Annotated in this window: 24 protein-coding genes; 15 read left to right on the top strand and 9 right to left on the bottom strand. The window is 34.8% G+C overall.

Annotation, left to right across the window (positions count from 1 at the left end; genetic code table 11):
- Positions 1–11 precede the first annotated feature (11 nt).
- A complete protein-coding gene (gene pepT / locus FHP05_RS12820) occupies positions 12–1,244 on the bottom strand; it encodes a peptidase T (RefSeq protein ID WP_147668861.1) in 1,233 nt (410 codons plus the stop codon).
- 692 nt (positions 1,245–1,936) lie between these two features.
- Here pepT and FHP05_RS12815 point away from each other — a divergent pair.
- The 3 genes from FHP05_RS12815 (at position 1,937) to FHP05_RS12805 (ending at position 4,467) form a co-directional block, all read left to right on the top strand.
- Positions 1,937–2,785: a sulfurtransferase gene (locus tag FHP05_RS12815; RefSeq protein WP_147668859.1), complete on the top strand. Its 849-nt coding sequence runs from the start codon at positions 1,937–1,939 to the stop codon at positions 2,783–2,785.
- Complete coding sequence (locus tag FHP05_RS12810; protein WP_407923442.1) at positions 2,769–3,347, top strand: DNA-3-methyladenine glycosylase I; 579 nt, start codon at positions 2,769–2,771, stop codon at positions 3,345–3,347. Before FHP05_RS12815 ends, FHP05_RS12810 begins: the two co-directional genes overlap by 17 nt.
- Before the next feature lie 184 nt (positions 3,348–3,531).
- Positions 3,532–4,467: an MBL fold metallo-hydrolase gene (locus tag FHP05_RS12805; protein ID WP_147668853.1), complete on the top strand. Its 936-nt coding sequence runs from the start codon at positions 3,532–3,534 to the stop codon at positions 4,465–4,467.
- A 20-nt stretch (positions 4,468–4,487) separates the two neighbouring features.
- Here the strand turns inward: FHP05_RS12805 and FHP05_RS12800 are convergent, their stop codons facing one another.
- Positions 4,488–5,687, bottom strand: a complete 1,200-nt coding sequence (locus FHP05_RS12800; RefSeq protein ID WP_147668850.1) for a DUF4129 domain-containing protein — start codon at positions 5,685–5,687, stop codon at positions 4,488–4,490.
- Entirely contained in the window at positions 5,677–6,888 is a 1,212-nt protein-coding gene (locus FHP05_RS12795) for a DUF58 domain-containing protein (RefSeq protein WP_191126348.1), read from the bottom strand. Before FHP05_RS12795 ends, FHP05_RS12800 begins: the two co-directional genes overlap by 11 nt.
- Positions 6,889–7,126: 238 nt before the next feature.
- Here FHP05_RS12795 and FHP05_RS12790 point away from each other — a divergent pair, with 238 nt between their 5' ends.
- The 9 genes from FHP05_RS12790 to murB all read left to right on the top strand — a co-directional run bounded on the left by FHP05_RS12790 (position 7,127) and on the right by murB (position 16,638).
- On the top strand, positions 7,127–8,062 hold the full coding sequence (locus tag FHP05_RS12790) for an AAA family ATPase (RefSeq protein WP_230974004.1): 936 nt from the start codon (positions 7,127–7,129) through the stop codon (positions 8,060–8,062).
- A 141-nt stretch (positions 8,063–8,203) separates the two neighbouring features.
- Positions 8,204–9,259, top strand: coding sequence for a type 2 isopentenyl-diphosphate Delta-isomerase (gene fni, locus FHP05_RS12785; protein WP_147668841.1), 1,056 nt, complete (start codon positions 8,204–8,206; stop codon positions 9,257–9,259).
- A gap of 163 nt (positions 9,260–9,422) precedes the next feature.
- Complete coding sequence (locus FHP05_RS12780) at positions 9,423–10,151, top strand: DsbA family oxidoreductase (RefSeq protein ID WP_147668838.1); 729 nt, start codon at positions 9,423–9,425, stop codon at positions 10,149–10,151.
- 246 nt (positions 10,152–10,397) lie between these two features.
- On the top strand, positions 10,398–11,351 hold the full coding sequence (locus tag FHP05_RS12775; protein WP_147668835.1) for an ABC transporter permease: 954 nt from the start codon (positions 10,398–10,400) through the stop codon (positions 11,349–11,351).
- Positions 11,341–12,291 carry an iron chelate uptake ABC transporter family permease subunit gene (locus FHP05_RS12770; protein ID WP_147668832.1) on the top strand — a complete coding sequence of 317 codons (951 nt, stop codon included), beginning with the start codon at positions 11,341–11,343 and terminating at the stop codon, positions 12,289–12,291. The genes FHP05_RS12775 and FHP05_RS12770 overlap by 11 nt, the downstream gene beginning before the upstream one ends.
- Positions 12,285–13,040, top strand: coding sequence for an iron ABC transporter ATP-binding protein (locus tag FHP05_RS12765; RefSeq protein WP_147668829.1), 756 nt, complete (start codon positions 12,285–12,287; stop codon positions 13,038–13,040). The genes FHP05_RS12770 and FHP05_RS12765 overlap by 7 nt, the downstream gene beginning before the upstream one ends.
- Positions 13,041–13,325: 285 nt before the next feature.
- Positions 13,326–14,297, top strand: coding sequence for a siderophore ABC transporter substrate-binding protein (locus FHP05_RS12760; protein WP_147668827.1), 972 nt, complete (start codon positions 13,326–13,328; stop codon positions 14,295–14,297).
- A gap of 173 nt (positions 14,298–14,470) precedes the next feature.
- The gene (locus FHP05_RS12755) at positions 14,471–15,166 is read left to right on the top strand and encodes a SurA N-terminal domain-containing protein (RefSeq protein WP_191126347.1); all 696 of its coding nucleotides are present in this window, start codon (positions 14,471–14,473) and stop codon (positions 15,164–15,166) included.
- Positions 15,167–15,717: 551 nt separating this feature from the next.
- The gene (gene murB, locus FHP05_RS12750) at positions 15,718–16,638 is read left to right on the top strand and encodes a UDP-N-acetylmuramate dehydrogenase (protein WP_407923440.1); all 921 of its coding nucleotides are present in this window, start codon (positions 15,718–15,720) and stop codon (positions 16,636–16,638) included.
- Positions 16,639–16,695: 57 nt separating this feature from the next.
- Here murB and ehuA read toward each other — a convergent pair whose 3' ends face one another.
- The 4 genes from ehuA to ehuB all read right to left on the bottom strand — a co-directional run bounded on the left by ehuA (position 16,696) and on the right by ehuB (position 19,853).
- Positions 16,696–17,460 carry an ectoine/hydroxyectoine ABC transporter ATP-binding protein EhuA gene (ehuA, locus tag FHP05_RS12745; RefSeq protein ID WP_330998094.1) on the bottom strand — a complete coding sequence of 255 codons (765 nt, stop codon included), beginning with the start codon at positions 17,458–17,460 and terminating at the stop codon, positions 16,696–16,698.
- A gap of 74 nt (positions 17,461–17,534) precedes the next feature.
- Positions 17,535–18,242, bottom strand: a complete 708-nt coding sequence (gene ehuD, locus FHP05_RS12740; RefSeq protein WP_147668819.1) for an ectoine/hydroxyectoine ABC transporter permease subunit EhuD — start codon at positions 18,240–18,242, stop codon at positions 17,535–17,537.
- On the bottom strand, positions 18,239–18,889 hold the full coding sequence (gene ehuC, locus FHP05_RS12735) for an ectoine/hydroxyectoine ABC transporter permease subunit EhuC (protein WP_147668817.1): 651 nt from the start codon (positions 18,887–18,889) through the stop codon (positions 18,239–18,241). The genes ehuD and ehuC overlap by 4 nt, the downstream gene beginning before the upstream one ends.
- 85 nt (positions 18,890–18,974) lie before the next feature.
- Positions 18,975–19,853 (bottom strand): ectoine/hydroxyectoine ABC transporter substrate-binding protein EhuB, encoded by an 879-nt coding sequence (gene ehuB / locus FHP05_RS12730; RefSeq protein WP_147668815.1) that lies wholly within the window; start codon positions 19,851–19,853, stop codon positions 18,975–18,977.
- 439 nt (positions 19,854–20,292) lie between these two features.
- On the opposite strand from ehuB, the gene ytzI reads away from it, so the two are divergent.
- Positions 20,293–20,454, top strand: a complete 162-nt coding sequence (gene ytzI / locus FHP05_RS12725; protein ID WP_147668813.1) for a YtzI protein — start codon at positions 20,293–20,295, stop codon at positions 20,452–20,454.
- 522 nt (positions 20,455–20,976) lie between these two features.
- Here the strand turns inward: ytzI and FHP05_RS12720 are convergent.
- Positions 20,977–21,951 carry a ring-cleaving dioxygenase gene (locus FHP05_RS12720; RefSeq protein WP_147668811.1) on the bottom strand — a complete coding sequence of 325 codons (975 nt, stop codon included), beginning with the start codon at positions 21,949–21,951 and terminating at the stop codon, positions 20,977–20,979.
- Between the two features lie 187 nt (positions 21,952–22,138).
- On the opposite strand from FHP05_RS12720, the gene FHP05_RS12715 reads away from it, so the two are divergent.
- Together FHP05_RS12715 and thiD are read left to right on the top strand one after the other, a co-directional pair.
- A complete protein-coding gene (locus FHP05_RS12715) occupies positions 22,139–22,621 on the top strand; it encodes a DUF456 domain-containing protein (RefSeq protein ID WP_147668809.1) in 483 nt (160 codons plus the stop codon).
- 28 nt (positions 22,622–22,649) lie between these two features.
- Positions 22,650–23,489, top strand: a complete 840-nt coding sequence (gene thiD, locus FHP05_RS12710; protein ID WP_147668807.1) for a bifunctional hydroxymethylpyrimidine kinase/phosphomethylpyrimidine kinase — start codon at positions 22,650–22,652, stop codon at positions 23,487–23,489.
- Positions 23,490–23,587: 98 nt separating this feature from the next.
- Here thiD and FHP05_RS12705 read toward each other — a convergent pair whose 3' ends face one another.
- Complete coding sequence (locus FHP05_RS12705) at positions 23,588–24,223, bottom strand: NUDIX hydrolase (protein ID WP_147668805.1); 636 nt, start codon at positions 24,221–24,223, stop codon at positions 23,588–23,590.
- Between the last annotated feature and the right edge of the window lie 209 nt (positions 24,224–24,432).

Raw genomic sequence — 24,432 nt, 5'->3', positions numbered from 1 at the left:
TCGGCAAAACATTATACTCTTTCAGCAAATCGTTGGCAAATAGATACAATGACTTGAACAGCCTTTTCCATATTATTTACAGAAATATATTCATATTTTCCATGGAAGTTTTCTCCACCTGTAAAAATATTAGGAGTAGGTAGTCCCATATAAGATAATTGTGAACCATCTGTTCCGCCACGGATTGGTTCAATAATTGGGTCGATGTTTAGGTCTCTCATTACTTTTTCTGCAATATCAACAATTTCCTTTACAGGTTCAATTTTTTCACGCATATTATAATATTGGTCGTGCATCTCTAATACGACATTAGATTCTCCATATTTTTCTTGCATTTCGCCTACAAATTGTTGAATGGTTTCTTTTCGTTTTGCAAAAGCGTCTTTGTCAAAATCGCGAATGATATAATACACTTCTGCCTTTTCTACATCCCCTTGAACAGAAATGAGATGATAAAAACCTTTATATCCATCTGTGTGTTCTGGTGCTTCTTGTTTAGGAGCTTTTCCGATAAACTGTGCAGCCATTTTTCCAGCGTTAACCATTTTGTCTTTCGCTGTTCCTGGATGAACACTATTCCCTTTAAAAGTAACTTTCGCTGCAGCTGCATTAAAGCTCTCATATTGTAATTCTCCAAGTGGTCCACCATCGATTGTATAAGCGAAGTCTGCATTAAATCGTTTGACATCAAATTTTTTCGGACCACGTCCAATTTCTTCATCAGGAGTAAAGGCAACTCTAATTTTCCCATGTGGTATTTCCGGATGATGGATCAAATATTCCATTGCTGTCATAATTTCTGTTACTCCGGCTTTATCATCCGCTCCCAGTAATGTCGTACCATCGGTTGTAATTAGTGTGTGTCCTTTGTAATTAGATAGTTCTGGGAAATCTTTTGGAGACAGAACGATTTGTTTTTCTTGATTAAGTGTTATATCATTTCCATTATAATTTTTTACGATTTGAGGATTGACATTTTTTCCTGTAAAATCTGTTGCGGTATCCACATGGGCTAAAAATCCAATCGTTGGAATGTCCTTATCTGTATTGGCGGGAAGGGTTGCCATTAAATACCCATTTTCATCAATAGATACCTCTTCCATTCCAATTTCTTTTAATTCCTTTTCAAGAACATGTAGTAGATCCCATTGTCCAGGGGTAGAAGGGGTTGTTTGACTATCTTCATTTGATTGTGTATCAATTTTGGCATATGTAGTTAGACGTTTTATTAAAATATCTTTCACCATATTCATCTCCTTATCTATTTTTTATCGAATATATTGAATCTATATGAATGAATTATTTATACCCTTTATTTTATCATTATTCCTTTAAATAATGTAGATATGCTCTACATGTAAAAAGACATTTCATATGTAATCGTGACTAAAAATAAGGAAGTTGCGGAAAGTGGTCATGATTAATGACTAATTGTACCTATAAATTAGGAATATACGAAAAGATGTCACGAATAAGGGCTAATCGTTACTGTGTACCGCAATATCTCATAAATTGGTCATGAATAAGAGCTAATCGTTACCGTGTATCGCAATATCTCATAAACTGGTCACGAATAAGAGCTAATCGTTACCGTGCATCGCAATATCTCATAAACTGGTCACGAATAAGAGCTAATCGTTACCGTGTATCGCAATATCTCATAAACTGGTCACGAATAAGAGCTAATCGTTACCGTGTATCGCAATATCTCATAAACTGGTCACGAATAAGGGCTAATCGTTACCGTGTATCGCAATATCTCATAAATTGGTCATGAATAAGGGCTAATCGTTACCGTGTACCTCAATGTCTCATAAAATAGTCACGAATATAAGACTTATCGTAATTTTTAGCGAGTTTAGTTACAGGTTATAAGGATAAGTTTATATTGATATGAATCTATGGCAAAATGATATTAAAGGAATGGGGGATTAAGATGAAAACTATTATTAAGGTAGAAGAATTAAAACAAATGTTGGAAAAAGATGAACAGATTGTTCTTATTGATGTACGTTTCGATTTATCAGATCCAGCATATGGAGAAAAAGCGTATCATAATGGTCATCTTCCGGGGGCAGTACTTTTAGATATGGACGAAGATTTATCAGGAACAATCCAACAACATGGTGGGGCACATCCATTACCAAACATAGAAAAATTCACGAAGACATTAGGAAAAATAGGTGTGGATACAAAAACAACGGTAGTGATTTATGATCAAAGCAACGATATGTTTGCTTCGAGGTTGTGGTGGATGTTAGATGCGATTGGTCATGAGAAGGTATTTATGTTAGATGGCGGTCTTGAAGCATGGGTGAATGCAGGCTATTCTCTAGAAACAGAAATTCCACAACCATTAACAAAAGAATATATAGCAAAACAAGCTTTCGCTCCTATTGTGTCTATAGAACGAATGAAAGAAAAAATCAGGAAAGACGAAGCGATTTTAATTGATTCACGAGCAAGGGAACGATATTTAGGGAAGATAGAACCACGTTATCATAAAGCAGGCCATATCCCAGGAGCAAAGAATTATTTTTGGAAAGATGTTTTTTCAACAGAAGGTACTTGGAAAACTGCAGAAGAATTAAAGGATCACTTTGCGACTTTACCAAAAGAGAAGGAAATTATCGTTTCTTGTGGGTCTGGAGTTTCTGCTTGTCCAAATATATTGGCTTTAAAGTTAGCTGGGTTTAATAACATTACCTTATATCCAGGTGGATATAGTGACTGGATTTCCTATGATGATAATCCAGTTCAAACAAAGGATGAAAACGATGGATAGTAAGCAGCGCTGTTCTTGGGTAACTGATGATCCGATTTATATAGAATATCATGACAAAGAATGGGGAAGACCGGTATATGATGACCGAAAATTATTTGAAATGCTCTGTTTAGAAGGTGCACAAGCTGGTTTGAGTTGGATAACAATCTTACGGCGCCGAGAAAATTATCAGGAAGCTTTCAATTCTTTTCAGGTTGAAAAAATTAGCCAGTACGATGCATCAGATGTAGAACGATTGGTTAAGAATGAAGGAATTATCCGTAATCGAAGGAAGATTGAATCGGTTATTAAAAATGCAAAAGCAGTATTACAAATCCGTGAACATTATGGGACTTTCAGTGCGTATATATGGAAATTCGTTGACGGTAAGCCGATTATCAATCAATGGAAAGATGATGAGGAAGTTCCGAATCAATCAGAACAGTCCATTGCAATGAGTAAAGATTTGAAAAAACGTGGCTTTTCCTTTGTTGGCCCTGTTATTTGTTATGCTTTTATGCAGGCGACAGGGATGGTTAATGATCATACAAGTGATTGCTTTTTACATAATCATCAGAAATAAAATTAATGCAGGCTGTCGAGAAATATCCTTCAGCCTGCATTAACTTTATTATTCCACAATAACTGCTGTTTTCTGGTGAAGTTGTAAAATAAAAATGGCCGTTTATGGGTAATCTGAATTATAATAAAGAGAAAACATTCTCTTTACTATTTGAAATGCTGAATGAAAAAGGGATTGATCATATATGAAACGAACACGTTATCAAAATCTAAATCAAGTTCAAATGAATAATTCGTGGAAAAACCTTTTATTATGGTATAAAGAACGGATGAAAAAACAGAAGGATTTATCTTTTCAAGTTCCACATGTAGAGCAACCGAATATGTCTTATTTAAATCAGAATCGAAACGAACCAACCATCACATGGGTTGGACATTGTACATTTCTCATTCAATTAAAAGGGATAAATATCATTACAGATCCTGTTTGGGCAAATCATTTATTTACATATAAACGACTATCTCCACCAGGTTTACCTCTTCATGAAATGCCTCCAATTGATATTGTATTAATTTCACATAGCCATTATGATCACTTACATGCCAGAACAATAAAAAAACTGCCTGGTAATCCACTTTATCTTGTTCCAGTTGGTTTAGGGAAATGGTTTTTGAGAAGGGGCATACAACATGTTGCCGAATTTAATTGGTGGGGGACATGGAAAACAAAAGGTTTGGAATTTACCTTTGTTCCAGCACAACATTGGACAAAGCGTACCCTATTCGACACGAATACCTCTCATTGGGGTGGTTGGGTGATCGAAGGAAAAAACAGTCCATCTATTTATTTTTCAGGAGATAGTGGCTATTTTAGAGGGTTTTCAGAAATCGGAACGCGTTTTCAGCTTGATTATGCATTGATGCCAATTGGTGCTTATGAACCAGAGTGGTTTATGCACTTGCAACATGTTAGTCCAGAAGAAGCGGTGCAAGCATTTATTGATACAGAGGCAAAGTACATGATTCCAACACATTATGGGGCATTTATGTTAGCAGATGATACACCGAAAGAAGCATTGGACCGATTGTATACGGAATGGCAACGTCGTGAAATAAATAAGGATAAATTATATGTTCCAAAGTTAGGGGAGATTATCATTTTAAGAAATAAGCCAAAGTAACACTCTATGAGAGAGGGGTGTTATTTTGGCTTATTGTCATTTTCTATTTGCGCGGACATCTTTTTTAGTTGGTTTTTTAATTGTCTTTTTTCTATTTCGGTTACCGTTTCATTTCCGTAGCGTACCTTTTGGTAAGTATTTAAATATGTTGTAAAGCCGATTCGTGTTAGCCATTCTTCTAATGTTTCAAATGGCTTTCTTTCTTTTCCGCTTTTTGCTGCTCGTTTTTCAAATTGATGTACTAATTTCCGGATAGGATGATTTGGGGCATGGAAATATCGTTTTGAGAAAAACACCCCTTTCCTGTTTTTCTGCTTATCTAGTAAATGTTCATAAGTAATATTATGATGGGAAACATACTCAGGTCGATCAGGGAGCTTCTTTTTAAAATGGCGAACGATCAGTAAGGTGACTGCTATGAAGGCTAGGATAGCAATAATCCAATAAAAAAAATCCACATTATTTTCAATAATAGATGAATCCATGGCCGGTTGTTGCTCGTTCATCCTTTCTTCTTTTATTTGCTGATTTTCTGGTGGTTCATAATCCGTATGATAATCAAAATTTAAAAATTCTAGTAAGTACAATGGTAAGCTAAGAATAAACGCGATAATGGAACTGAGTATCCACCAGATTGTCTGAAAAGCTGTTTTTATATAGTTAGAAACAAATAACAATCCCCCAGCACCAATTACAAAAGTTAACAGAATATATATCCAGATACGAAAGTCTATCCGTTTTCTATCTTTCTTTTCTACTGTTATGAGATCTCTAATCATCTGAACCGTAATACCAAGTAATAATTGCAAAAAAGGAAAAATAAGAACAATATTTTCCGCGTAAACTAGTATATGGAAAATGCTTAATAACAGGATTAGTTTTACATATAATCGGTCACGCTCAATATCTTTTTTATTCTGTATATGAATATACCTCCAAGTTAATAGAACAGTGAAAAGGAAAGATAATGCGAAAGGAAAGCCACATAAGGAAAATAATACTAGAATACCTACACCTGCAATCATGAAAATGGCGTATCGCTTTGTTCTCATATGGATAAGGGAGAATAGAACCGTTATAACGATTGCTAATGCTAAATAAAGTAGATATGGTTTCCATTGATAAAAGGTATTTATGATTGGCAAGATGATTAGAAAGCTAATGATAGCTTCACTATAAAAGTAGTATCCATACGTAATGGTTAGTTGTTTATTCTGCATGACCTATCACCCCTTTGTTCCAGAGGTTGATAAAGGCTCCATCTGTTGTCATATGTGTGTAAAAGATATGGTGTTGTTTACTCCATAAATACAACATCTTTCTATCCTTTGGTTGTATGTCGCCAACAATAATAACTGTTCGTGGCTTTCCTAAGCGTTGTCCCACTTGGTAGATCATATGATCAAATGGATAAATAAGTGTATACTTCCGAACTCTAGCTAGCATTTCGAGTGAATGAGCATAATGAGGTTTTCCTTCTCCTTCAGGTAAATGAGCGTAATTAGCTTTTCCAAGTCTCCTATCATTCATATAGATTTCATAGAGATGCCCTTCTTTTGTTGCATGGTGACATAAATATGCAGTATAGGAAAGTATATCTTCTTGATATTGACTTGTTTTCATAGAATCCCAACGACACTTTGATTGCAAATTTACAATAAACAAGAAGGAATGTTCTACTACCTTGTCGTAAACATTCGTTTGTAGTTGTTGTGTTTTAGCAGTAGCTTTCCAATTAATTCGTTGAAAGGAATCACTAAATTCATAATTTCTAGTTCCAATTGGACTTAAGATATCTTCAAATGGAGAATAATACGTACGCTGATTACCATCTTGTACTTGAGTCAATTCTTCTAGTCCCTGAACCGGTTTTAATTTAGGGTACACAATGATTTCTTGATGATAATAAGGTAAATAATGTAAACGAACGATATTAAAATTAAATAAATGTGGAAATTCATAGGAAATCCGTGTTATTGTGACTGTCCCTCTTCTAATTGCAGTGATTGGTAACTTTAAGGTTGTTTTTCCTTTTCCAGTTATTGAAAAGGGAACCTTAACTGACCTCAATTTTTCTTCCGTTTTATGCCCATCTATTTCTATCTCAGAGCCTATTTGAAATTCGAATACCCCATTTAAAAAAGGGATCCTTGCATGATTCTCAAATTGAAACATGATTTCGTCATGCTCACCTTGAAATAGGCGAATATTATTCTTCTTAGTATTATATAGAAATAAATTACGTGCTAATACGGCATCATACCATTTACTTAGTAAAAGATATGCCGTAAATAAACCAATAATCGCAAATAAATATATCTTCTTTGAAAAAATACTGATGATGAGAAGAAAAGTCATCGCATATAAGAGGAAGTTAATATAATGGGTATAATTTGAATCAAACTCTTTACGCCATTCCATACCTTTCACATCCTTCATTCGCGTCAATCACTAACTATCGTTATTATGACATATTTTCACAGGAATCGGTAGTAGTAAATTTATTAAATTAATAATTTTCAGTTTATAATTGAATGATTTTTGATATAGTTAATGTAAATAAGTTTGCCTAAAAAATATATGGATAAGAAAAATCCAACAAGGTTCTCATCAAATGTAAATGAAAAAGGAAGAAAATAAGTACAATGGGGGGATCAACTTGGAAGAAATACAACATGCAAAACAGTCATTAAATAACGTAATTTTTGGCAAAGAAGAAGTAGTTGACTTACTATTTATCGCACTTTTAGCAGAAGGTCATGTTTTATTAGAAAGTGTGCCTGGAACTGGAAAAACAAAATTAGCCAAAAGCTTCGCTAAAGTCATCGATGGGGACTTTAATCGGATTCAATTTACTCCTGATGTGTTACCTAGTGATGTAACTGGAATTCGTTTTTTTAATCCGAAAACACAAGAATTTGAACTACGAGAAGGTCCAGTAATGGCAAATGTTCTGCTTGCAGATGAAATAAATCGTGCCACACCAAAAACGCAATCCAGTTTATTAGAGGTTATGGAAGAATATCAGACAACAGTAGATGGAGAAACAATGGGGATTAGTAAACCATTTATTGTCCTAGCTACACAAAATCCAGTAGAAAGTAATTACGGAACATTCCCATTACCAGAGGCACAACTAGACAGATTTTTATTTCGTATTGATTTAGGCTATCCCTCTAAAGAAGAAGAAAGACGTATTTTACAGACGTATCGTGTGGATGATCCGTATGATGACATCATTCCAATACTTTCGTTGGATAAAATTCGTTCACTCCTGGAAGAAATAAAGGAAGTAGTACTGTCAGATGTTGTTTCTGATTACTTACTAAATCTCGTTCATGCATCAAGGGAGCATCCAGATGTAGAGTTAGGTATCAGTCCTCGTGGCTTATTGGCTCTTATGCGTGCTGCTCAAGCAAAGGCTTTTATCGAAAATCGGAAATATATTCGTCCTGATGACATCAAATCTTTAGTACCATATGTGTTTCCCCATCGTTTAATTTTGACAATGGAAGGGACGATTAAAAAAACACCAGAAGAGGTGGTGGAAGAAATTATTCACAATGTTCCTGTACCAGTTGAGGAAGGTTCATAACTTTGACATCTCTGTAATTTCACTTTCAGTTAATTTTTGATATGATGTAGGTACTTAAAGAAGTTATATTTAATATGAAAGATATAGATAAAATGAATTTTTACAAGAAGTATATTTGAAAAAATCATAGGATGTGAAAGTATGTCAGAATCGGGAATTAATAAACGAAAAACAGAGCATATTCGCCTTTGTTTAACAGATCAGGTGGAAGGTGTTAATAAATCCACAGGGTTAGAAGGAATATCTTTTATTCATAATGCACTACCTGAAATTAACTTTCATGATATTACATTAAGAACATCTTTTTTAGGAAAAACAGTCCAAGCTCCTTTTCTAGTAAGTTCAATGACAGGTGGTTCTAAATTAGCAGCTAAAATCAATCAAAATCTAGCAATTGCTGCTGAAGAAAAAGGATGGGCAATTGCTCTAGGTTCAACGAGGGCATTATTAGAAAGTACAGCACATCAAGAGTCGTTTCTCATTCGCAAACAAGCTCCGAACTCACCACTCATTGCCAATTTGGGTGCTGTTCAATTGAATTATGGTTATGGGGCAGAAGAAGCAGAACGTATTGTGGAAATGACAGAGGCAGACTCGCTTGTACTACATTTAAATAGTTTACAAGAAATTTTTCAAGATGAAGGCGATGTAAATTTTGAAAATTTATTACCTAAAATAGAAGAAGTATGTAAAAAGGTATCTGTTCCTGTTGGTGTGAAAGAGGTTGGTTTTGGGATTGATGGTCATATAGCAAAACAATTACACCAGGTAGGTATTTCTTACATTGATGTTGCGGGAGCCGGTGGAACATCATGGAGTCAGGTTGAAAAGCTCCGTTCAAATGATCCATTACGAAAGGCTGCTGCTGAAAGTTTTAATCAGTGGGGAATTCCAACGAAGGATTGTCTTGTTTCTGTCCGTAGTCATCTTCCGGATGTTCCTTTGGTTGCAAGTGGTGGAATGAAAACAGGTCATGATGCCGCAAAAGCAATCACAATTGGTGCAGACATGATTGGATTTGCTCGGGTTTTATTAGAAGCTGCTACGGAATCTGTTGAATCGGTCCTACAAGTGATGGAACAGATTGAATTAGAGTTAAAAATTACGATGTTTGGAATCGGTGTTAAAACACTAACAGATTTAAAAGAAACAAACCGTGTAGAAATTATGGGAAAATCATTAATGGAAAAAAGCTAGAGAGCACTCTCTAGCTTTTTTAGTGGTCATGTTTTACAAAGTAATTTCTACTGTATAAATAGTGTAAAGTTATCAAATCAGGGAATGATTTCCTTTATAAGCACAATATTATAAAACTAGGCATCTCTATGCTAAAATACATGAAAGAAAAGAGGTGCACAAAATGAAAATTGAAATTTGGTCTGACTTTTCTTGCCCGTTTTGCTTTATTGGGAAACGTCGTTTAGAAAAGGCATTAGAAGATTTTCCTCATAAAAATGCTGTTACTATTAAATTTAAAAGCTACGAACTAGATCCCCAAGCAAAACATATTCCTGGAAAGAATTATGCGGCCCTCTTGGCTGGAAAGTATGGAATGAGCTTGCAAAAGGCAAAAGAAATGATAGAACAAGTTAAACAGCAAGCGAAAGAGGTTGGCCTTACGTATGATATGGATAATCTCCAGAACACGAATACATTTGATGCTCACCGCTTAGTTAAATTTGCAGAGAAAAAAGGAAAAGGAAAGGAAATGGCTGAACGCTTATTTCATGCCTTTTTCACAGAAGCAAAATTAATTAGTGACCATCATACTTTAGAAGAGCTTGCTCATGAAGTTGGCTTAAATCGCAGGGAAGTATTAGACACGTTAGCATCTTGTAAGCATTCTAAGTATGTTCGAGAAGAGGAAGAACTAGCACGAGAAATAGGTGTTCAAGGTGTACCTTTTTTTGTATTTAATGAAAAATATGCCGTATCAGGTGCACAACCTTCACAAGTATTTCTTGATGTGCTTCAACAAGTTTGGGAACGAGAAAATGAAAAACCAATATTACAAACACTTACACCTGAAAATCCAGAAACAAGTTATTGTACGGATGAAGGGTGTACAATAAAAGAAAAGGATAAATAAAGCCGGGGGCATCCGGCTTTATTTTTTTTGGATTTCCATTTATGAAGGCCAATATCTTTTTATGATAAATAATCATCACTGAACTTGAAAAAATAAAAGAAAATGATTGACGTAACTATAGACTATGATATAATTTATTTAGCTCACCAAGTGAGAATGAATCTCATTATCACTTATTTAAAAAGAATTTAATCAAATAATAATTATAAATTATCTGAATACTAATGCGGGAATTAGGGGAATTCTATGAAACTACGCTATTTAATCACATCATTAATTATTTTTTCAATTGCATCTTTATTTATTGGGGTATCCGATATATCCCCATTAGATATTTTCTCGTTATCAGCTGATCAAAAGGAAATCTTGTGGACCAGTAGAATCCCTCGACTTATTAGTATTCTAATTGCGGGTATGAGCATGAGTATCGTAGGATTAATCATGCAGCAGTTAAGTAGGAACCGTTTTGTATCACCCACAACTGCTGGAACACTAGACTCTGCCAGATTAGGTATCCTTGTCTCACTTATTGTATTTACGAGTGCAAGTCCTTTACAAAAAGTGTCCATTGCTTTTGTATTTGCTTTACTAGGTACTCTTATTTTTATGAAGATTTTAGAGAGAATTAAATTTAAAGACACGATTTTCATTCCATTGGTTGGTTTAATGTTTGGGAATATTATTAGTTCCCTTTCTACATTTTTTGCTTATAAATATGATTTAATTCAAAACATGAGTTCTTTCATGTTAGGCGATTTTTCCATGATTATGAGTGGCAATTACGAATTAATGTTTATTACCATCCCTATTCTAGCATTAGCCTTTTTCTTCGCAAATAAATTTACCATTGCTGGAATGGGGGAAGATTTCGCAAAAAACTTAGGGTTGAATTACAGGCAGGTTGTTAATCTCGGTTTAATTATTGTTGCACTTGTAACGGCTTCCGTTGTGTTAACAGTAGGCATGATTCCGTTTTTAGGATTGATTATCCCGAATATCGTTACGATCTATCGAGGAGATCATTTGAAGAAGAGTTTAGCACATACTGCAGCACTTGGTGCCGTGTTCGTCTTAATATGTGACATTATCGGAAGGGTCATTATTTACCCATATGAAATACCAATTAATTTAACCGTCGGAGTGATTGGTAGCGGAATCTTCCTCTATTTATTACTAAGGAGAAAGAAATATGGACTATAAGAAAAAAACAATCACCCTATTCGTCATTGCCATTGCACTTATCTTCCTATATGTCTTTTGGGATTTAACTGGAAATATTGATTATGTTTTACCGCGTCGATTGATTAAAGTTCTTGCCATTATACTGACAGGTGGAGCCATTGCTTTTGCTACGACGGTCTTCATGACCATTGCGAATAATAGAATTTTAACACCCAGTATTATGGGGCTTGATTCGTTATATTTACTCGTACAAACATTTATGATCTATCTTTTTGGTTCGAATTCACTCGTCATGATGAATAATAATGTCAACTACTTAATCTCTATTGGCGCAATGATATTATTTTCATTAGTGTTATATCGGTTATTATTCCGTGGTGAAGACAGTAATATTTACTTTTTACTTTTAATTGGTTTGATTTTAGGTACATTTTTCAATAGTGCATCATCCTTCATGCAAGTATTAATTGATCCGAATGAATTCATGGTTGCACGAGATAAAATGTTTGCCAGTATCAATAATGTCAATACAGATTTAGTTTATTTATCCATTATCTTGCTTATTTTGGTTATGATTTATTTCTTTCGATACTATAAGTACTTAGATGTGTTGGCATTAGGGAAAGATTTATCCATTAATCTTGGTGTTCCATATAACCATGTTGTCAAGCATTTGCTAGTAATCGTAGCAATTATGATTTCAATTGCAACGGCATTAATTGGCCCAATTACCTTTTTGGGATTACTAGTTGTTAACTTAGCCCATGAATTTTTAAAAACGTATCGACATGCGTACTTAATTATGGGGTCTACATTGATTAGTATCATTGCTTTAATTGGTGGACAATTTATTGTGGAGAAAATATTTACGTTTGAAACAACAATCAGTGTCATTATTAATTTCATTGGTGGAATATACTTCATTTATCTATTGTTAAAGGAGAATAAATCATGGTAAAAGTAAAACATCTTTCGAAATCGTATAATAATAAAAAGGTAATCGATGATGTGTCGTTAAACATTCCTAAGGGAAAAATCACATCATTTATCGGTCCGAATGGTGCAGGAAAAAGTACATTGATTTCCATGATTACGAGGTTAATTGCTCAGGATAATGGTGAGATTTCTATAGATGGAGATAATATTTCTAAAATTAAAAACAAAGATTTAGCAAAAACCATTTCCATTTTAAAACAAAGTAATTCGATTAATTTAAAGTTAACCATTCGAGAACTTATTTCATTTGGACGTTTCCCATATTCTCAAGGAAAGTTAACAAAAGAAGATTGGGAAAAGGTTGATGAGGCTATTGAATATATGGAGTTAGAAAGTATCCAAGATAAATATCTAGATGAATTAAGTGGTGGTCAACGACAAAGAGCACATATCGCGATGGTTATTGCACAAGATACAGAATATATCATGCTTGATGAACCACTAAATAACTTAGATATGCGTCATTCTGTCCAAATTATGAAAATACTACGTCAACTTGTAGAAGAATTAGGGAAGACGGTCGTTATTGTCATCCATGATATTAATTTCGCATCTTGCTATTCTGACAATATTGTTGCATTAAAAGATGGGAAAGTTGTTAAACACGGTCAACCATGTGATGTGATTGATTCATGTGTATTAAAGGAAATTTACGAAATGGATATTGATATCAAAGAAATCAATGATAAAAGAATTTGTGTTTATTTTTGATCACTAATGCTGCATGGAGTATGACGGCATGTGCTTTTACGGAGCAAGAAGGAATATGTTATATAAAAAAATAGAAATAAAAGACATAAAAAAAGCTTTGCAAGAATGTAAGGTACACCCCTGCAAAGAAAACATCTGTATAAGTAATTGTACATCAAATACATTCGATAGTAAAATATTTAAATTGTAAGGAGGGTTTATGGCGAACTCCGTAAATAATGCCAAATTAGAAACCTCTTTGCAACATTAGTGACAGAAAATAAAGTAAAAAAAGGAGTTAGATTAATGAAAAAGTTTTTAACATTTATACTTATAACATTACTTGCGCTATTTATGGTGGCTTGTGGAGATACAGATAAGGATAGTGCATCTGACGATAATAAAGGTACAGACAAAGAAAAAGAAGAATCAACTGAAACAATTAAGGTAGAACATGAATTAGATACAACAGAAGTGAAAAAGAATCCGAAGAATGTTGTTGTGTTTGATTATGGCTTATTAGATACATTAGATAAACTTGATGTCGATGTAGCAGGTGTTGCTCAAAGTAGTAATATTCCGAAATACTTAGACAAATATACAAGTGAAGATTATGCAAATATCGGTAGTTTAAAAGAACCAGACTTTGAAAAAATTGCTGAAATTGCTCCAGAATTAATCTTAATTACTGGTCGCCAAACTGAAGTCTATGAAGAATTAAGTGAAATTGCTCCAACTGTTTATTTAGGTGTTGATCCAGCTCGCTATATGGATTCATTTAAAGAAAATATGGAAGTAATCGGAGAAATCTTCGACAAGACTTCTGAAGTAGAAACAGCCATTAATGATATTGAAGAATCTATTGTCACATTAAAAGAAAAAAGCAAGGATATGGATGAAAAAGCACTTGTTATCTTATCCAATGATGATAAAATTAGTGCATATGGTCCAAAATCAAGATTTGGTTTAATCCATGATGTATTTGGTGTAAAACCAGTTGATGAAAAGATTGAAGCATCTACACATGGTATGAGCGTTTCATTTGAATATGTTGTTGAGAATGATCCAGATATTCTGTATGTAGTTGACCGCAGTGCTGTTGTTGATGGAGAGTCTTCTGCAAAACAAGTAGTAGAAAATAAATTAGTAGAAAAAACAAAAGCATATAAAAATGACCGGATTGTTTATCTAAACCCAGAAATCTGGTATCTATCAGGTGGCGGGCTTATTTCCGTTGAAATGATGGTAGATGAAATTGCCGAAAGTCTTGAAAAATAATAAATTTAGTAATTTTATCCCTTTTATTTAAAATATATAGAAAACCTCCAAATAGAAATCTGTTTGGAGGTTTTCCATTTCTATAAAATGAACATCATATAAAGGATATTTTTTGATTCTATACTTTATCTATGGTTGAATAGTAATAACATATAGGAAATGAGGATTTTATGATGAAAAAAACAAGGATTTTTTATATAGGATTGTTGGTGTTCTTAGTATTGGCAATGACTGCTTGTGGTGATAAAGATAAAAGCGAGAAGGAAGCACAGAAACAAGAGGGTATCGAAATTACAAAAGATGAAAAAGTCGCTGATGATAAAATTGTCGCACAAGTAAATGAACATGAGATTACTGGACAGTATTATAACTCCTTTTACATTCAAACAAAAATGAAACTACATCAATTTGGAGAAGATACAGACGATAAAGAAGTGGTTAAAGACCAAACATTAGAGGAGTTAATTGCACATGAATTATTAAGACAGGAGGCAGAATCAAAGGGAATTAAAGTGACCGAAGAAGAATTGGATTCTGAATTTGAACAATTGAAAATAGAGAGTGGAGAGCAATTAACAGATTATCTAAAAGAATTCGATTTAACAGAAGATGCTTTTAAAGACCAGATGGAATACAGCTTAGTATTAAATGAATATTTGACAAAGGAATTACCTGTTGAGGAAGTTCCAGATGAAGATGCAAAAGAATTATATAAAGAACTAACAAAAGATGATAAAAAGGAAGTTCCAGAATTTAGTGAGGTAAAAGGTGTTTTAAAAGAGCAAATTGCCCAACAAAAACAACAAGAAGCATTACAGGGGAAATTGGCAAGCTTAAAAAAAGATGCGAAAATAGAAAAGAAAATTTAAGTGAAAGATACACTGTCCTTAACATTTGAATGATGCGGGACAGTGTTTTTTTGAAAATGTATTTTTGGAAAAAAATAGGTAGTTAAAATGCACGAAAACTTTTAGAAAATTCATCTGCATCGTGGGGCATATGTTCGAAGAGGGATTGTGGATAGCTTATATTCGTACCCATATTCTGCGATGTCCAAATTTATGGTCATGCTTATCGTTTAATTATGCCCACTTTTTATAATTTTGCAGTTCGTGGTCATGATTAGTTCTTAATCACGCCCATTTTCCTTAAAATCCTGGTTCTTGGTCCCGAATACGATGTGTAAATTGTTATAAACTGTGTTGGTATTAATAAGAAAACATATAGATATTATATGAAATAGGCATACACGATTTCACTAAAAAACAATATACTAAAAAGAAAGATCCAAACTGATTCGCTTGAGGGCAAAATAATGATTGGAAGGATTACTAGTGGAAAGGAAGTCTTTTTTTTCGTACAATGGAATACATAGGTTTATTATTTATTGAGAAGTATATCTAAAGGGATGAGACACATGATGAATCATGATTTATATAAGAAGCTAGCTGAAATTCTTCCAAAAGAGGATATTTTGTTAGATGAATACTTAAAAAATCATATGTACACACGCTTAGGAGGAAAAGCGGATTATTTTGTTACACCTGAGTCGTATGAACAAGTGCAACAGATTGTAAAGTTAGTGAACCGAGAAAACATAGCTTTTACTTTATTAGGTAATGGGTCTAATTTGATTATTAAAGATGACGGTATCCGTGGTATTGTGATGAATTTGAAACGACTAAATAATATTCATGTAGATGAAACATCACTTGTTGCCCAAAGTGGGGCAAGAATTATTGATGCCTCACGCAAAGCTTTAGAAGCTAAACTAACTGGTCTTGAATTTGCCTGTGGTATTCCAGGGTCTGTTGGTGGTGCATTATATATGAATGCAGGAGCATATGGTGGTGAAATAAAAGATGTTCTCGAGCACGCTATAGTTGTAACGAAGGAAGGAGAACTGCTTAAATTAGCAGCTGATGAATTAGATTTATCTTATCGTACAAGTAATATTCCTACGAATGGATATATCGTATTAGAAGCGAACTTTTCCTTAGAAGCAGGGGATTATGAGGCAATTAAAACAGTGATGGACGATTTAACGTTTAAGCGGGAATCGAAACAACCACTCGAATACCCATCTTGCGGTAGTGTCTTCAAACGGCCACCTGGTTATTTTGCGGGAAAATTAATTCAAGATAGTGGTTTACAAGGAACGCAGATTGGTGGTGCAGAAGTTTCCACAAAACATGCCGGCTTTATTGTAAATAAAAATAAAGCAACAAGCCAAGAATATATTGATTTGATTCATTTTGTTCAAAAGACGGTAAAGGAAAAATTTAATGTTAATTTAGAACGTGAAGTTCGAATTATTTGTGAAAATGGGAAGTACATGTGATTTTGAACAAAATTAAGAAAGCTTCATGGATGTGACTGCACACATCCATGAAGCTTTTTAGTTACCATTACTACTACGGAAACGATGTAGAAAGCTTTGTAAACGTTCATTCGTTGATTGCTCTAATACTTCTGTTGGTGTTCCTTCTTCTGCGATAACACCATCTTCCAGGAAGACAATGCGATCAGCAATTTCTTGAGCGAAGTCCATTTCATGTGTTACTAAAACCATTGCCATTTCTCCATCCTGTGCGATATCACGAATCACTTCTAGAACTTCTCCAACTAGTTCAGGGTCCAAGGCAGATGTTACTTCATCAAACAACATAATTCTTGGTCGCATAACAAGAGCTCTAGCCATGGCAACGCGTTGTTTTTGTCCGCCGGATAATTGATTAGGATAGTTATCTAATTTATCACCTAATCCTACTTTTTCTAGCATTTGAATCGAACGTTCGCGTGCTGAAGCTTTACTTTCCTTTTTAACTTGGACAGGTCCTGTCATACAATTTTGCAAAATGGTCATGTGTGGAAAAAGATTAAAGTGTTGAAAAACCATTCCAATTTCACCACGTACTTTTCTGAGATGCTTTTCATTGGCACGTTTGAATTCACCATCTTTTTTCACTTTCCATAGATTATTATCACCGACAATAATATTACCTTCTGTTGGTTCTTCTAAAGTCATTAACATCCGGATAATCGTTGTTTTACCGGAACCACTCGGTCCAATCAAAGCTAGTTTTTCACCTGGCTTTATTTGCAAATTAATACCCTTTAGCACCTCGACATCACCGAATGATTTATGCACATCTTCATACATAACAATCGGTTTTTGCTTTATTTTATCCGATTGGGGTGTTTGTTTTATTTTAGAAACTTCTTTTGTCACTGACATTATGATACAGCTCCTTTATTTTCCTCTAATAACTCATTCTTATCAAAACGACGATTCATTTTCTCTTCTAATTTACGAACAAGAATTGCAGCTGGATAGCTTAGTACTAAGAAAATAATCGCAACAATTGTCAATGCTTCTAAATATCTAAAATGATGGGATCCATACGTGTTCGCCATATGCAATATACCAGTTACTCCTATCGTAGATGCTAGTGGTACTTCTTTAAACATAATAATAAAGTAATTTCCTAGCATTGGGATTGTTGGTGGGATTGCTTGTGGCAAAATAATTTTTGTCCACTTTTGTCTTCTTGTAAAATTAAGTGCTGTCGATGCTTCCCATTGTCCTTTAGGAATACTTTCTATTCCAGAACGATATACTTCTGCAATATAGGTACTATAGTGTAAACCAAGTCCTAAAACAGCACTTAAAAATGCATTTAGCGATATTTCAATAACTGGAACCATTGGCAATGCATAATAGATAAAAAATAGCTGCACAAGAGGTGGGGTAGAACGGATAAATTCCATCACCCATGAAACAAGCCAATGAACGGATTTAATAGGAATACGTTTTAAAAACGTCCACACAAACCCGAAAACAACAGCAAATATATAACAAGCGATGGTTAGAGCGACTGTAATGCCCAATCCTTGTAGAACAAACGGAAAGGCATCAAAAAACATATCCCATTTCCAATTCATGATTGAGCAACCCCTTTCTTCGAGATGCTTTCCATTTTACGTGTAAGAAAAATCAATGGTAAAGCAAGGATGAAGTAAAATACAAGAATGAGTAGATAAATCGTTGGAGCCATCGCCAGATTTGTACTTCTTAAGATGTTTCCATGGTATAAGATATCTGTCATACCAATCAGGGAAACAAGTGACGTTGCTTTTAAAATTTGAATGAGATAATTTCCAAACTCTGGAAGCATCATACGGACTGCTTGTGGTAAAATGACATAACGCATTCGTTGAAAGCGTGTCATATTTAAAGCAATGGCAGCCTCTGTTTGCCCTTTGTCAACAGCAATAATGGAGCCTCGAACAATTTCCGACATATATGCCCCGTAGTTTAAAGAGATAGCGAGAACACCAGCCATTAATTCATTACCAAGATTAACATTGAAAAGCATCGGAATAGCATAGAAAAACCAGAAGAGCTGCACAATTAAAGAGGTACCTCGGAAGATTTCTATATAAAATCCTGTAAATTTTCGGATGATCCAAACATTTGATAATCGGCCAAATCCTGCAATAAAGGCGATCAAATAGGCTAATATCGCTGAGAGTACTAATACGATTAGCGTCACATTGATTCCTTTTAGTAAGACTGGGAAAATTTCCATTAATGCACTAATTCCAATCACACTCTTTCTAATTATTTATGGGGACAGCCCTTTTCAAGGGGACTGTCCCCATTTAGTTATCTTCTTATTTTATTTCACCACTACAAATCTTTTCAGTAGTAATATCATCAGGAACACTGTTTGTTTCACCGTTGAAATAATTATTATCAAGAATTTCAGCAACAGTTCCATCTTCTTTTAATTTAGCCAATGCTTCGTTATAAGCCTCACGTAATTCTACATCATCTGGATGGAATGCTGCAGCACCATAGCTTGGTACTCCATCCACATCTGGTTGCTCGAAGTCTTCTACAAATTCTAACTCTTCCTGATTAGCTGATTCTAATGCCATACGGACGGTAGCTTCTGTTCCTGTTGTTGCATCTGCACGACCAGATTCAACTGCAGCAAATGTTGCTGGGATATCTGGTGCACTTTGAATTTGATCAGGGTCTACACCCTCATCTTTCACAAAAGCATGTTCTGTTGCACCTTCCATAATGGATATGGTAGCATCCGGATTATCAGCAATATCCTTATAACTATTTAAATTTAGTGGATTACCTTTTTGTACAATAAGTCCTTCTCCATATTGCATTTCAGGTTCACCAAATGCAACGTTTTCACAGCGATCGGGATTGATTGCCATTCCAGCAGTAACGACATCAAATTGTCTTGCATTTACACCAGAAACTAGTTGTCCGAAGTCAGAAAGTTTTCCTTCTACATCTTCAATACCGAGCTCTTTAAATACAGCTTTTGCAATATCAACAGCTGCTCCTTTTAATTCACCGTCTTCCTCATAGGCATATGGTTTCTCATTAGCAAATCCAACTGTTACCTTGCCTTTTTCCTTTAAATTCTCTAAAGAATTATCTCCAGAGCCATCTGTTTCTTCTGAACCACATGCACTAACTAATAGCATGACAAATAAAAAGCCAATCGTTAAAACTATTTTTTTCACAAATGAACCTCCCAATAGTATTTAAACCGTGATATCTACTTCCTTCGTTTGCTAAAAAGTGTACTCGAGTAACCTTTTTTCACGGACATAGTTTTATGGTATAACTTTCGGAAATTTCTTTCAAACGCAATAAAACGTGATTATTCAGAATTAACCTGTATATAGTCGTCTCTCGTATTAAGAGCTTGTGTATACGAAAACATCCTCTATCATAGTCCGTATTCCTTGTATATCCCATAAAAATACCAAAAGGAAACAAATAAAGTGAAACTTCATTCAGGAGGGTAGCCTTTTATTACCTACTTTCATTACTCACTTTAAACTTGTCGATATTAGTGCTTGTTAAACTTGTAATTTTTTTGTTTCCATGTCCAATTAGAAAGTAACTATGGTATAATTATCGCTTGGAAGATTAGTAAAGTTATAAGGAGAATGGGAAATGACTTTATATGTGATAGGAATGGTTGCGATTGTCGTAATCGTGTTAATCATGTCATTGGTTTTAATAACAAAAGCGTATTCTTATGAACATAAAGTAGATCCAACACCAATAAATGAGTGGAATAGAGAATCTAATAAGAATAGCAATGAAATCTTGTAAAAAGCCTCTGAATGGAAATGATACGCTCCCTTTAAAGTAGACAGTTAAAAATAAAACTACTTTAATGGGAGTATTTTTATGCATTCATAAAAAACAAAAGGTTTCTTACAATAATATTTATTCAAGGGTTCAAAAGTATAAAGAACATGGTTCGGCTGGACTTATTGATGGGCGAGGGCGAGGTATGCCAGATACGATTCAAAGCGTGTCACGTTAAAAATGGGATTAAGTATACCAGCATAAGCAAATATAAGGTGTTTTCGACTCAGCGGAGGAAACCTACGAAGACTCCTGCGGGAAAAGCAACAGCTGAAAATCCACTTACTAAGTTTGCCAAAGCAAACTTAGTAAGTTAGTTGAAGCGTTGCCCGCGGAAAGCGAAGTAGGTTTCTGGAGCGATTTAGCTGCTAAGTTATTTTAAAACAAAAGGTTTCCAGCAATAACTTCTTGCCGAAACCTTTTATTTACCTGTCTACTTGACAGGGGACAGTTTAAAATGTCCATCCAAAGGATTTTATTCTTTTAGTCTCTTTTTGTATGCAGGGGTGTTAATTTTGCTTCAATTTCAGACCGGCGATCTTCTAGAAATGGTGGTAGTGCTAGTGTTTCTCCTAAATGGTTAACATCTTCATCTGTTGTAAATCCAGGTCCATCTGTAGATAATTCAAACAAAATTCCATTTGGTTCGCGAAAATATAATGCCTTAAAATAATATCTGTCAACAATACCCGAATTAGGTATACGTACTTCTTGTAGTCGGGCATGCCATTTCAACAATTCGGTGTCATCTTCTACACGAAATGCGACATGGTGAACACCACCACGACCTAATCTTTCTCGGGGCAAGTCTGTTCGTTCTTCTAGATGTACCTCTGCACCGGCTCCACCTTCACCTGTAGAAAACACCCGGATATCCTTTTGCTTGGAGTGGGAAGAAGGGTAGTTTGTTCCTTCTTTAAATGTTAATACATTGGTTAGGATAGCTACTGTTGGTGTAGCATCATGGACGGTTAATGTAACTGGCCCAAGTCCAATAATGGCATATTGCGCTGGTACCGGACTATGCTCCCACGGTGTTCCTCCTAAAACACCTGTATTGTTCTCGTCAGAAATAAGGATGAGCCGTTGTCCTTCTGGATCACGAAAGGGAATCACTTTTCGATTTCCTTGTTCGGTAATGCTATCATGATCAATTCCGTGTTGCTGGAAACGATTTTTCCAATACGTAAGAGCTGTATCATTTGGGACACGTAAGGATGTGGTTGAAATACTTGAAACCCCGTGAATTGTTCTTCCAGCATGAGGTATTTCAAAAAAGGTAAAATCTGTTCCAGGGTTCCCAATTTTATCTGCATAAAATAAATGATATACAGTTGGATCGTCTTGATTAACCGATTTTTTTACAAGTCGCAGCCCTAATAAATTGGTATAAAAATCATAATTTTCTTTTGCTTTTGCTGTAATAGCGGATACATGATGTATTCCTTTAATAAGCATATATTTTCCTCCTGTGGGGATTATAGGTACATATTTTAAGTGTAGGGAATAAAAGGGGAAAATGTCTATATTATTGCCTATTTTTTAAATTACTCAAACGTCATAGTTGAACCTGTCATAACGGGAGCGTATGATAAAATTATTAATGTTCGCTATCTCATTGAGTAGAAAGTAGGAAGGAGGAAATATGGCTGACTTTTATTTGTGGATACTCATTATTATTTTATTTATAGGTAGTTTTCTTGGGCTAATCTTTCCAATTATCCCTTCATCTTTATTTATCTGGATAGGATTCTTTGTATATCAATTTACAATAAATGGAGATGCATTAGGCTGGATATTCTGGACAACGATGATTGTATTTACTGTTATTTTATTATTAGCTGATTTAATTGCCAATAGTTATTTTGTGAAACGATTTGGTGGGAGTAAGTTAGGAGAAAATATTGCGGCACTTGGTGTAATTATTGGCTCTTTTTTTCCACCATTTGGTATTCTTATTGTCCCATTTTTATCGGTGGTTGTCGTTGAACTGGTACAACGTCGTACAGTACAAGAAGCCATTCAAGCGGCTATTGGTTCATTAATTGGTTTTCTAGGTGGGACTCTGGCCAAATTTATGATACAAATTATAATGATTCTTTGGTTTATTTTAGCTATTGTTTTTTAATATTTAAAAGAAGAGGAGTTTTTATAAAATGAAATATCCATCACGTGTTATGACAATTGCGGGGTCAGCCTCGGGAGGAAGTGCTGGTATTCAAGCAGATTTAAAAACATTTCAAGAGTTAGATGTTTATGGAATGAGTGTAGTTACAGCTATTGTTGGTAGACACCCTAAAACAGATAAAAATGTACATCCGATGACAATGGAGGCTATTGAAGCACAATTCGATACGGCGATGAAACAAGTTGGAGCAGATGCGCTAAAAACAGGGATGCTTTTCTCAACAGAAGTGATAGAGCGTTCGGCAGAGCTCATTGCTAAGTCTGGCATCGAACATATTGTTGTGGATCCGGTTATGGTTGGAAAGTTAGACTCGAAATTACTAGCAGATGATGCGATTGAGGTATTACGAGAAAAACTCATTCCACATGCAACAATCATTACCCCGAATATGCCAGAAGCATCTGTTTTATTAAATGATCGACCTTTAAAACATGTGGATGATTTAAAACTGGCGGCAGTTGATTTACATACATTAGGAGCAACCTATGTTCTTGTGAAAGGTGGTCGTTTATCTGGCCCTGCAGTAGATGTATTGTATGATGGGAAAACAATTACAACTTTTGAGGCCCCAAGAATTGATACAGTGAATACAAGTGGTGCTGGTTGTAGTTATTCAGCAGCTATTGCCGCTTACTTAGCAAAAGGCGAGCCTATTGAAGAAGCTGTACGATTAGCGAAATCATTTGTAACGACAGCCATACATTATGGTTTTTCCTATAATGATTATGTCGGGCCAACTTATCATGCTGCTTTAGGGAAATTTGGTGAAGCACATGATATTAAGGTTCAGTCGTATGAAGTAAAATGAGTGGTTGTTAAGGAAGGCACATTTTGAAAGGCAACGGGACAAAATAGTTCAAAACTGATCAAACCCGAGCAGTTGTATTGTGCTCGGGTTAATCTTATTTATATTCTGTTAGGGTGGTGTTTGTGAAGTATGTCAACAAAGTGTTTGATAATTTTTGCTGTTAATCCCCAAATCACTTTTCCATCATATTGATAAAAAAGCTCATCCATTTTAGGAGCCCGCCATTTATAATCTTTACCCCCCATAATTAATTCAAAAGGAAAATTATCTTCAGGGATGACTTCAAAATTCACTTCATATTTTTTCGGTTTTGCATGTAAAAAATATGCTAACGGGACTGTGAATACTTCTGCTACTTCTGATTTATTTGGGTAAAGTTGTTTATCGTGAGGAATTCTCCCAACAAATGGATAGATCATGCTATTTATGTTTGACATCAGGCAACCAAGGGGAACGATATCATGGATGTCGGATTGTCGGATACCGAGCTCTTCCGATGTTTCACGAATCGCACAATGGAAAGCATCTTTATCCTCTTTATCTTGTCTACCTCCAGGAAAACAAATATCACCTGGCTGACTTCGTAATTTCATTGAGCGAACTTCAAATAACACATGTGTTTGGTTTTGTTTCTCAATTAGTGGAATTAATACAGCAGATTTTTTAAAAGACTCCTGTCCAATAAAAGAAGGTCTACGTCCCTTTAATTGTTCAATAATATTTATGGGGTTCAATGCTCCACCTCCGAAAGAATTCTCTCTTTCTATTATATAAGCATCTAGGGGGAAAATTCCAATAGATTATTTTTATTTGAGATAAGTGGGTGAATCAATGAAATTTAATGGGAGATATTTCCTGTGTAATGAGAGGGAAAGGTTGTACCCATGTAAATATTTGTGTTGATGGACATTTTCATATTAAAATCAACCATACATAAGGGACG

It is taken from the genome of Cerasibacillus terrae (genome assembly GCF_008039555.1).
GTDB classification, from domain to species: Bacteria; Bacillota; Bacilli; order Bacillales; family Amphibacillaceae; genus Cerasibacillus; species Cerasibacillus terrae.
This window is presented reverse-complemented; position numbering and strand designations above follow the sequence as displayed.

Bases quoted from the DNA above. Each gene is read 5' to 3' on its own strand.
- FHP05_RS12760 (WP_147668827.1), top strand. From the start codon at position 13,326: ATGAAAAAGTTTTTAACATTTATACTTATAACATTACTTGCGCTATTT.
- FHP05_RS12800 (WP_147668850.1), bottom strand. From the start codon at position 5,687: ATGCAGAATAAACAACTAACCATTACGTATGGATACTACTTTTATAGT.
- FHP05_RS12720 (WP_147668811.1), bottom strand. From the start codon at position 21,951: ATGCTTATTAAAGGAATACATCATGTATCCGCTATTACAGCAAAAGCA.
- FHP05_RS12755 (WP_191126347.1), top strand. From the start codon at position 14,471: ATGAAAAAAACAAGGATTTTTTATATAGGATTGTTGGTGTTCTTAGTA.
- FHP05_RS12815 (WP_147668859.1), top strand. From the start codon at position 1,937: ATGAAAACTATTATTAAGGTAGAAGAATTAAAACAAATGTTGGAAAAA.
- ehuC (WP_147668817.1), bottom strand. From the start codon at position 18,889: ATGGAAATTTTCCCAGTCTTACTAAAAGGAATCAATGTGACGCTAATC.
- ytzI (WP_147668813.1), top strand. From the start codon at position 20,293: ATGACTTTATATGTGATAGGAATGGTTGCGATTGTCGTAATCGTGTTA.
- murB (WP_407923440.1), top strand. From the start codon at position 15,718: ATGAATCATGATTTATATAAGAAGCTAGCTGAAATTCTTCCAAAAGAG.
- FHP05_RS12795 (WP_191126348.1), bottom strand. From the start codon at position 6,888: ATGGAATGGCGTAAAGAGTTTGATTCAAATTATACCCATTATATTAAC.
- ehuA (WP_330998094.1), bottom strand. From the start codon at position 17,460: ATGTATGAAGATGTGCATAAATCATTCGGTGATGTCGAGGTGCTAAAG.
- FHP05_RS12715 (WP_147668809.1), top strand. From the start codon at position 22,139: ATGGCTGACTTTTATTTGTGGATACTCATTATTATTTTATTTATAGGT.
- fni (WP_147668841.1), top strand. From the start codon at position 8,204: ATGTCAGAATCGGGAATTAATAAACGAAAAACAGAGCATATTCGCCTT.
- FHP05_RS12810 (WP_407923442.1), top strand. From the start codon at position 2,769: ATGAAAACGATGGATAGTAAGCAGCGCTGTTCTTGGGTAACTGATGAT.
- FHP05_RS12780 (WP_147668838.1), top strand. From the start codon at position 9,423: ATGAAAATTGAAATTTGGTCTGACTTTTCTTGCCCGTTTTGCTTTATT.
- FHP05_RS12770 (WP_147668832.1), top strand. From the start codon at position 11,341: ATGGACTATAAGAAAAAAACAATCACCCTATTCGTCATTGCCATTGCA.
- FHP05_RS12765 (WP_147668829.1), top strand. From the start codon at position 12,285: ATGGTAAAAGTAAAACATCTTTCGAAATCGTATAATAATAAAAAGGTA.
- ehuD (WP_147668819.1), bottom strand. From the start codon at position 18,242: ATGAATTGGAAATGGGATATGTTTTTTGATGCCTTTCCGTTTGTTCTA.
- FHP05_RS12805 (WP_147668853.1), top strand. From the start codon at position 3,532: ATGAAACGAACACGTTATCAAAATCTAAATCAAGTTCAAATGAATAAT.
- thiD (WP_147668807.1), top strand. From the start codon at position 22,650: ATGAAATATCCATCACGTGTTATGACAATTGCGGGGTCAGCCTCGGGA.
- FHP05_RS12775 (WP_147668835.1), top strand. From the start codon at position 10,398: ATGAAACTACGCTATTTAATCACATCATTAATTATTTTTTCAATTGCA.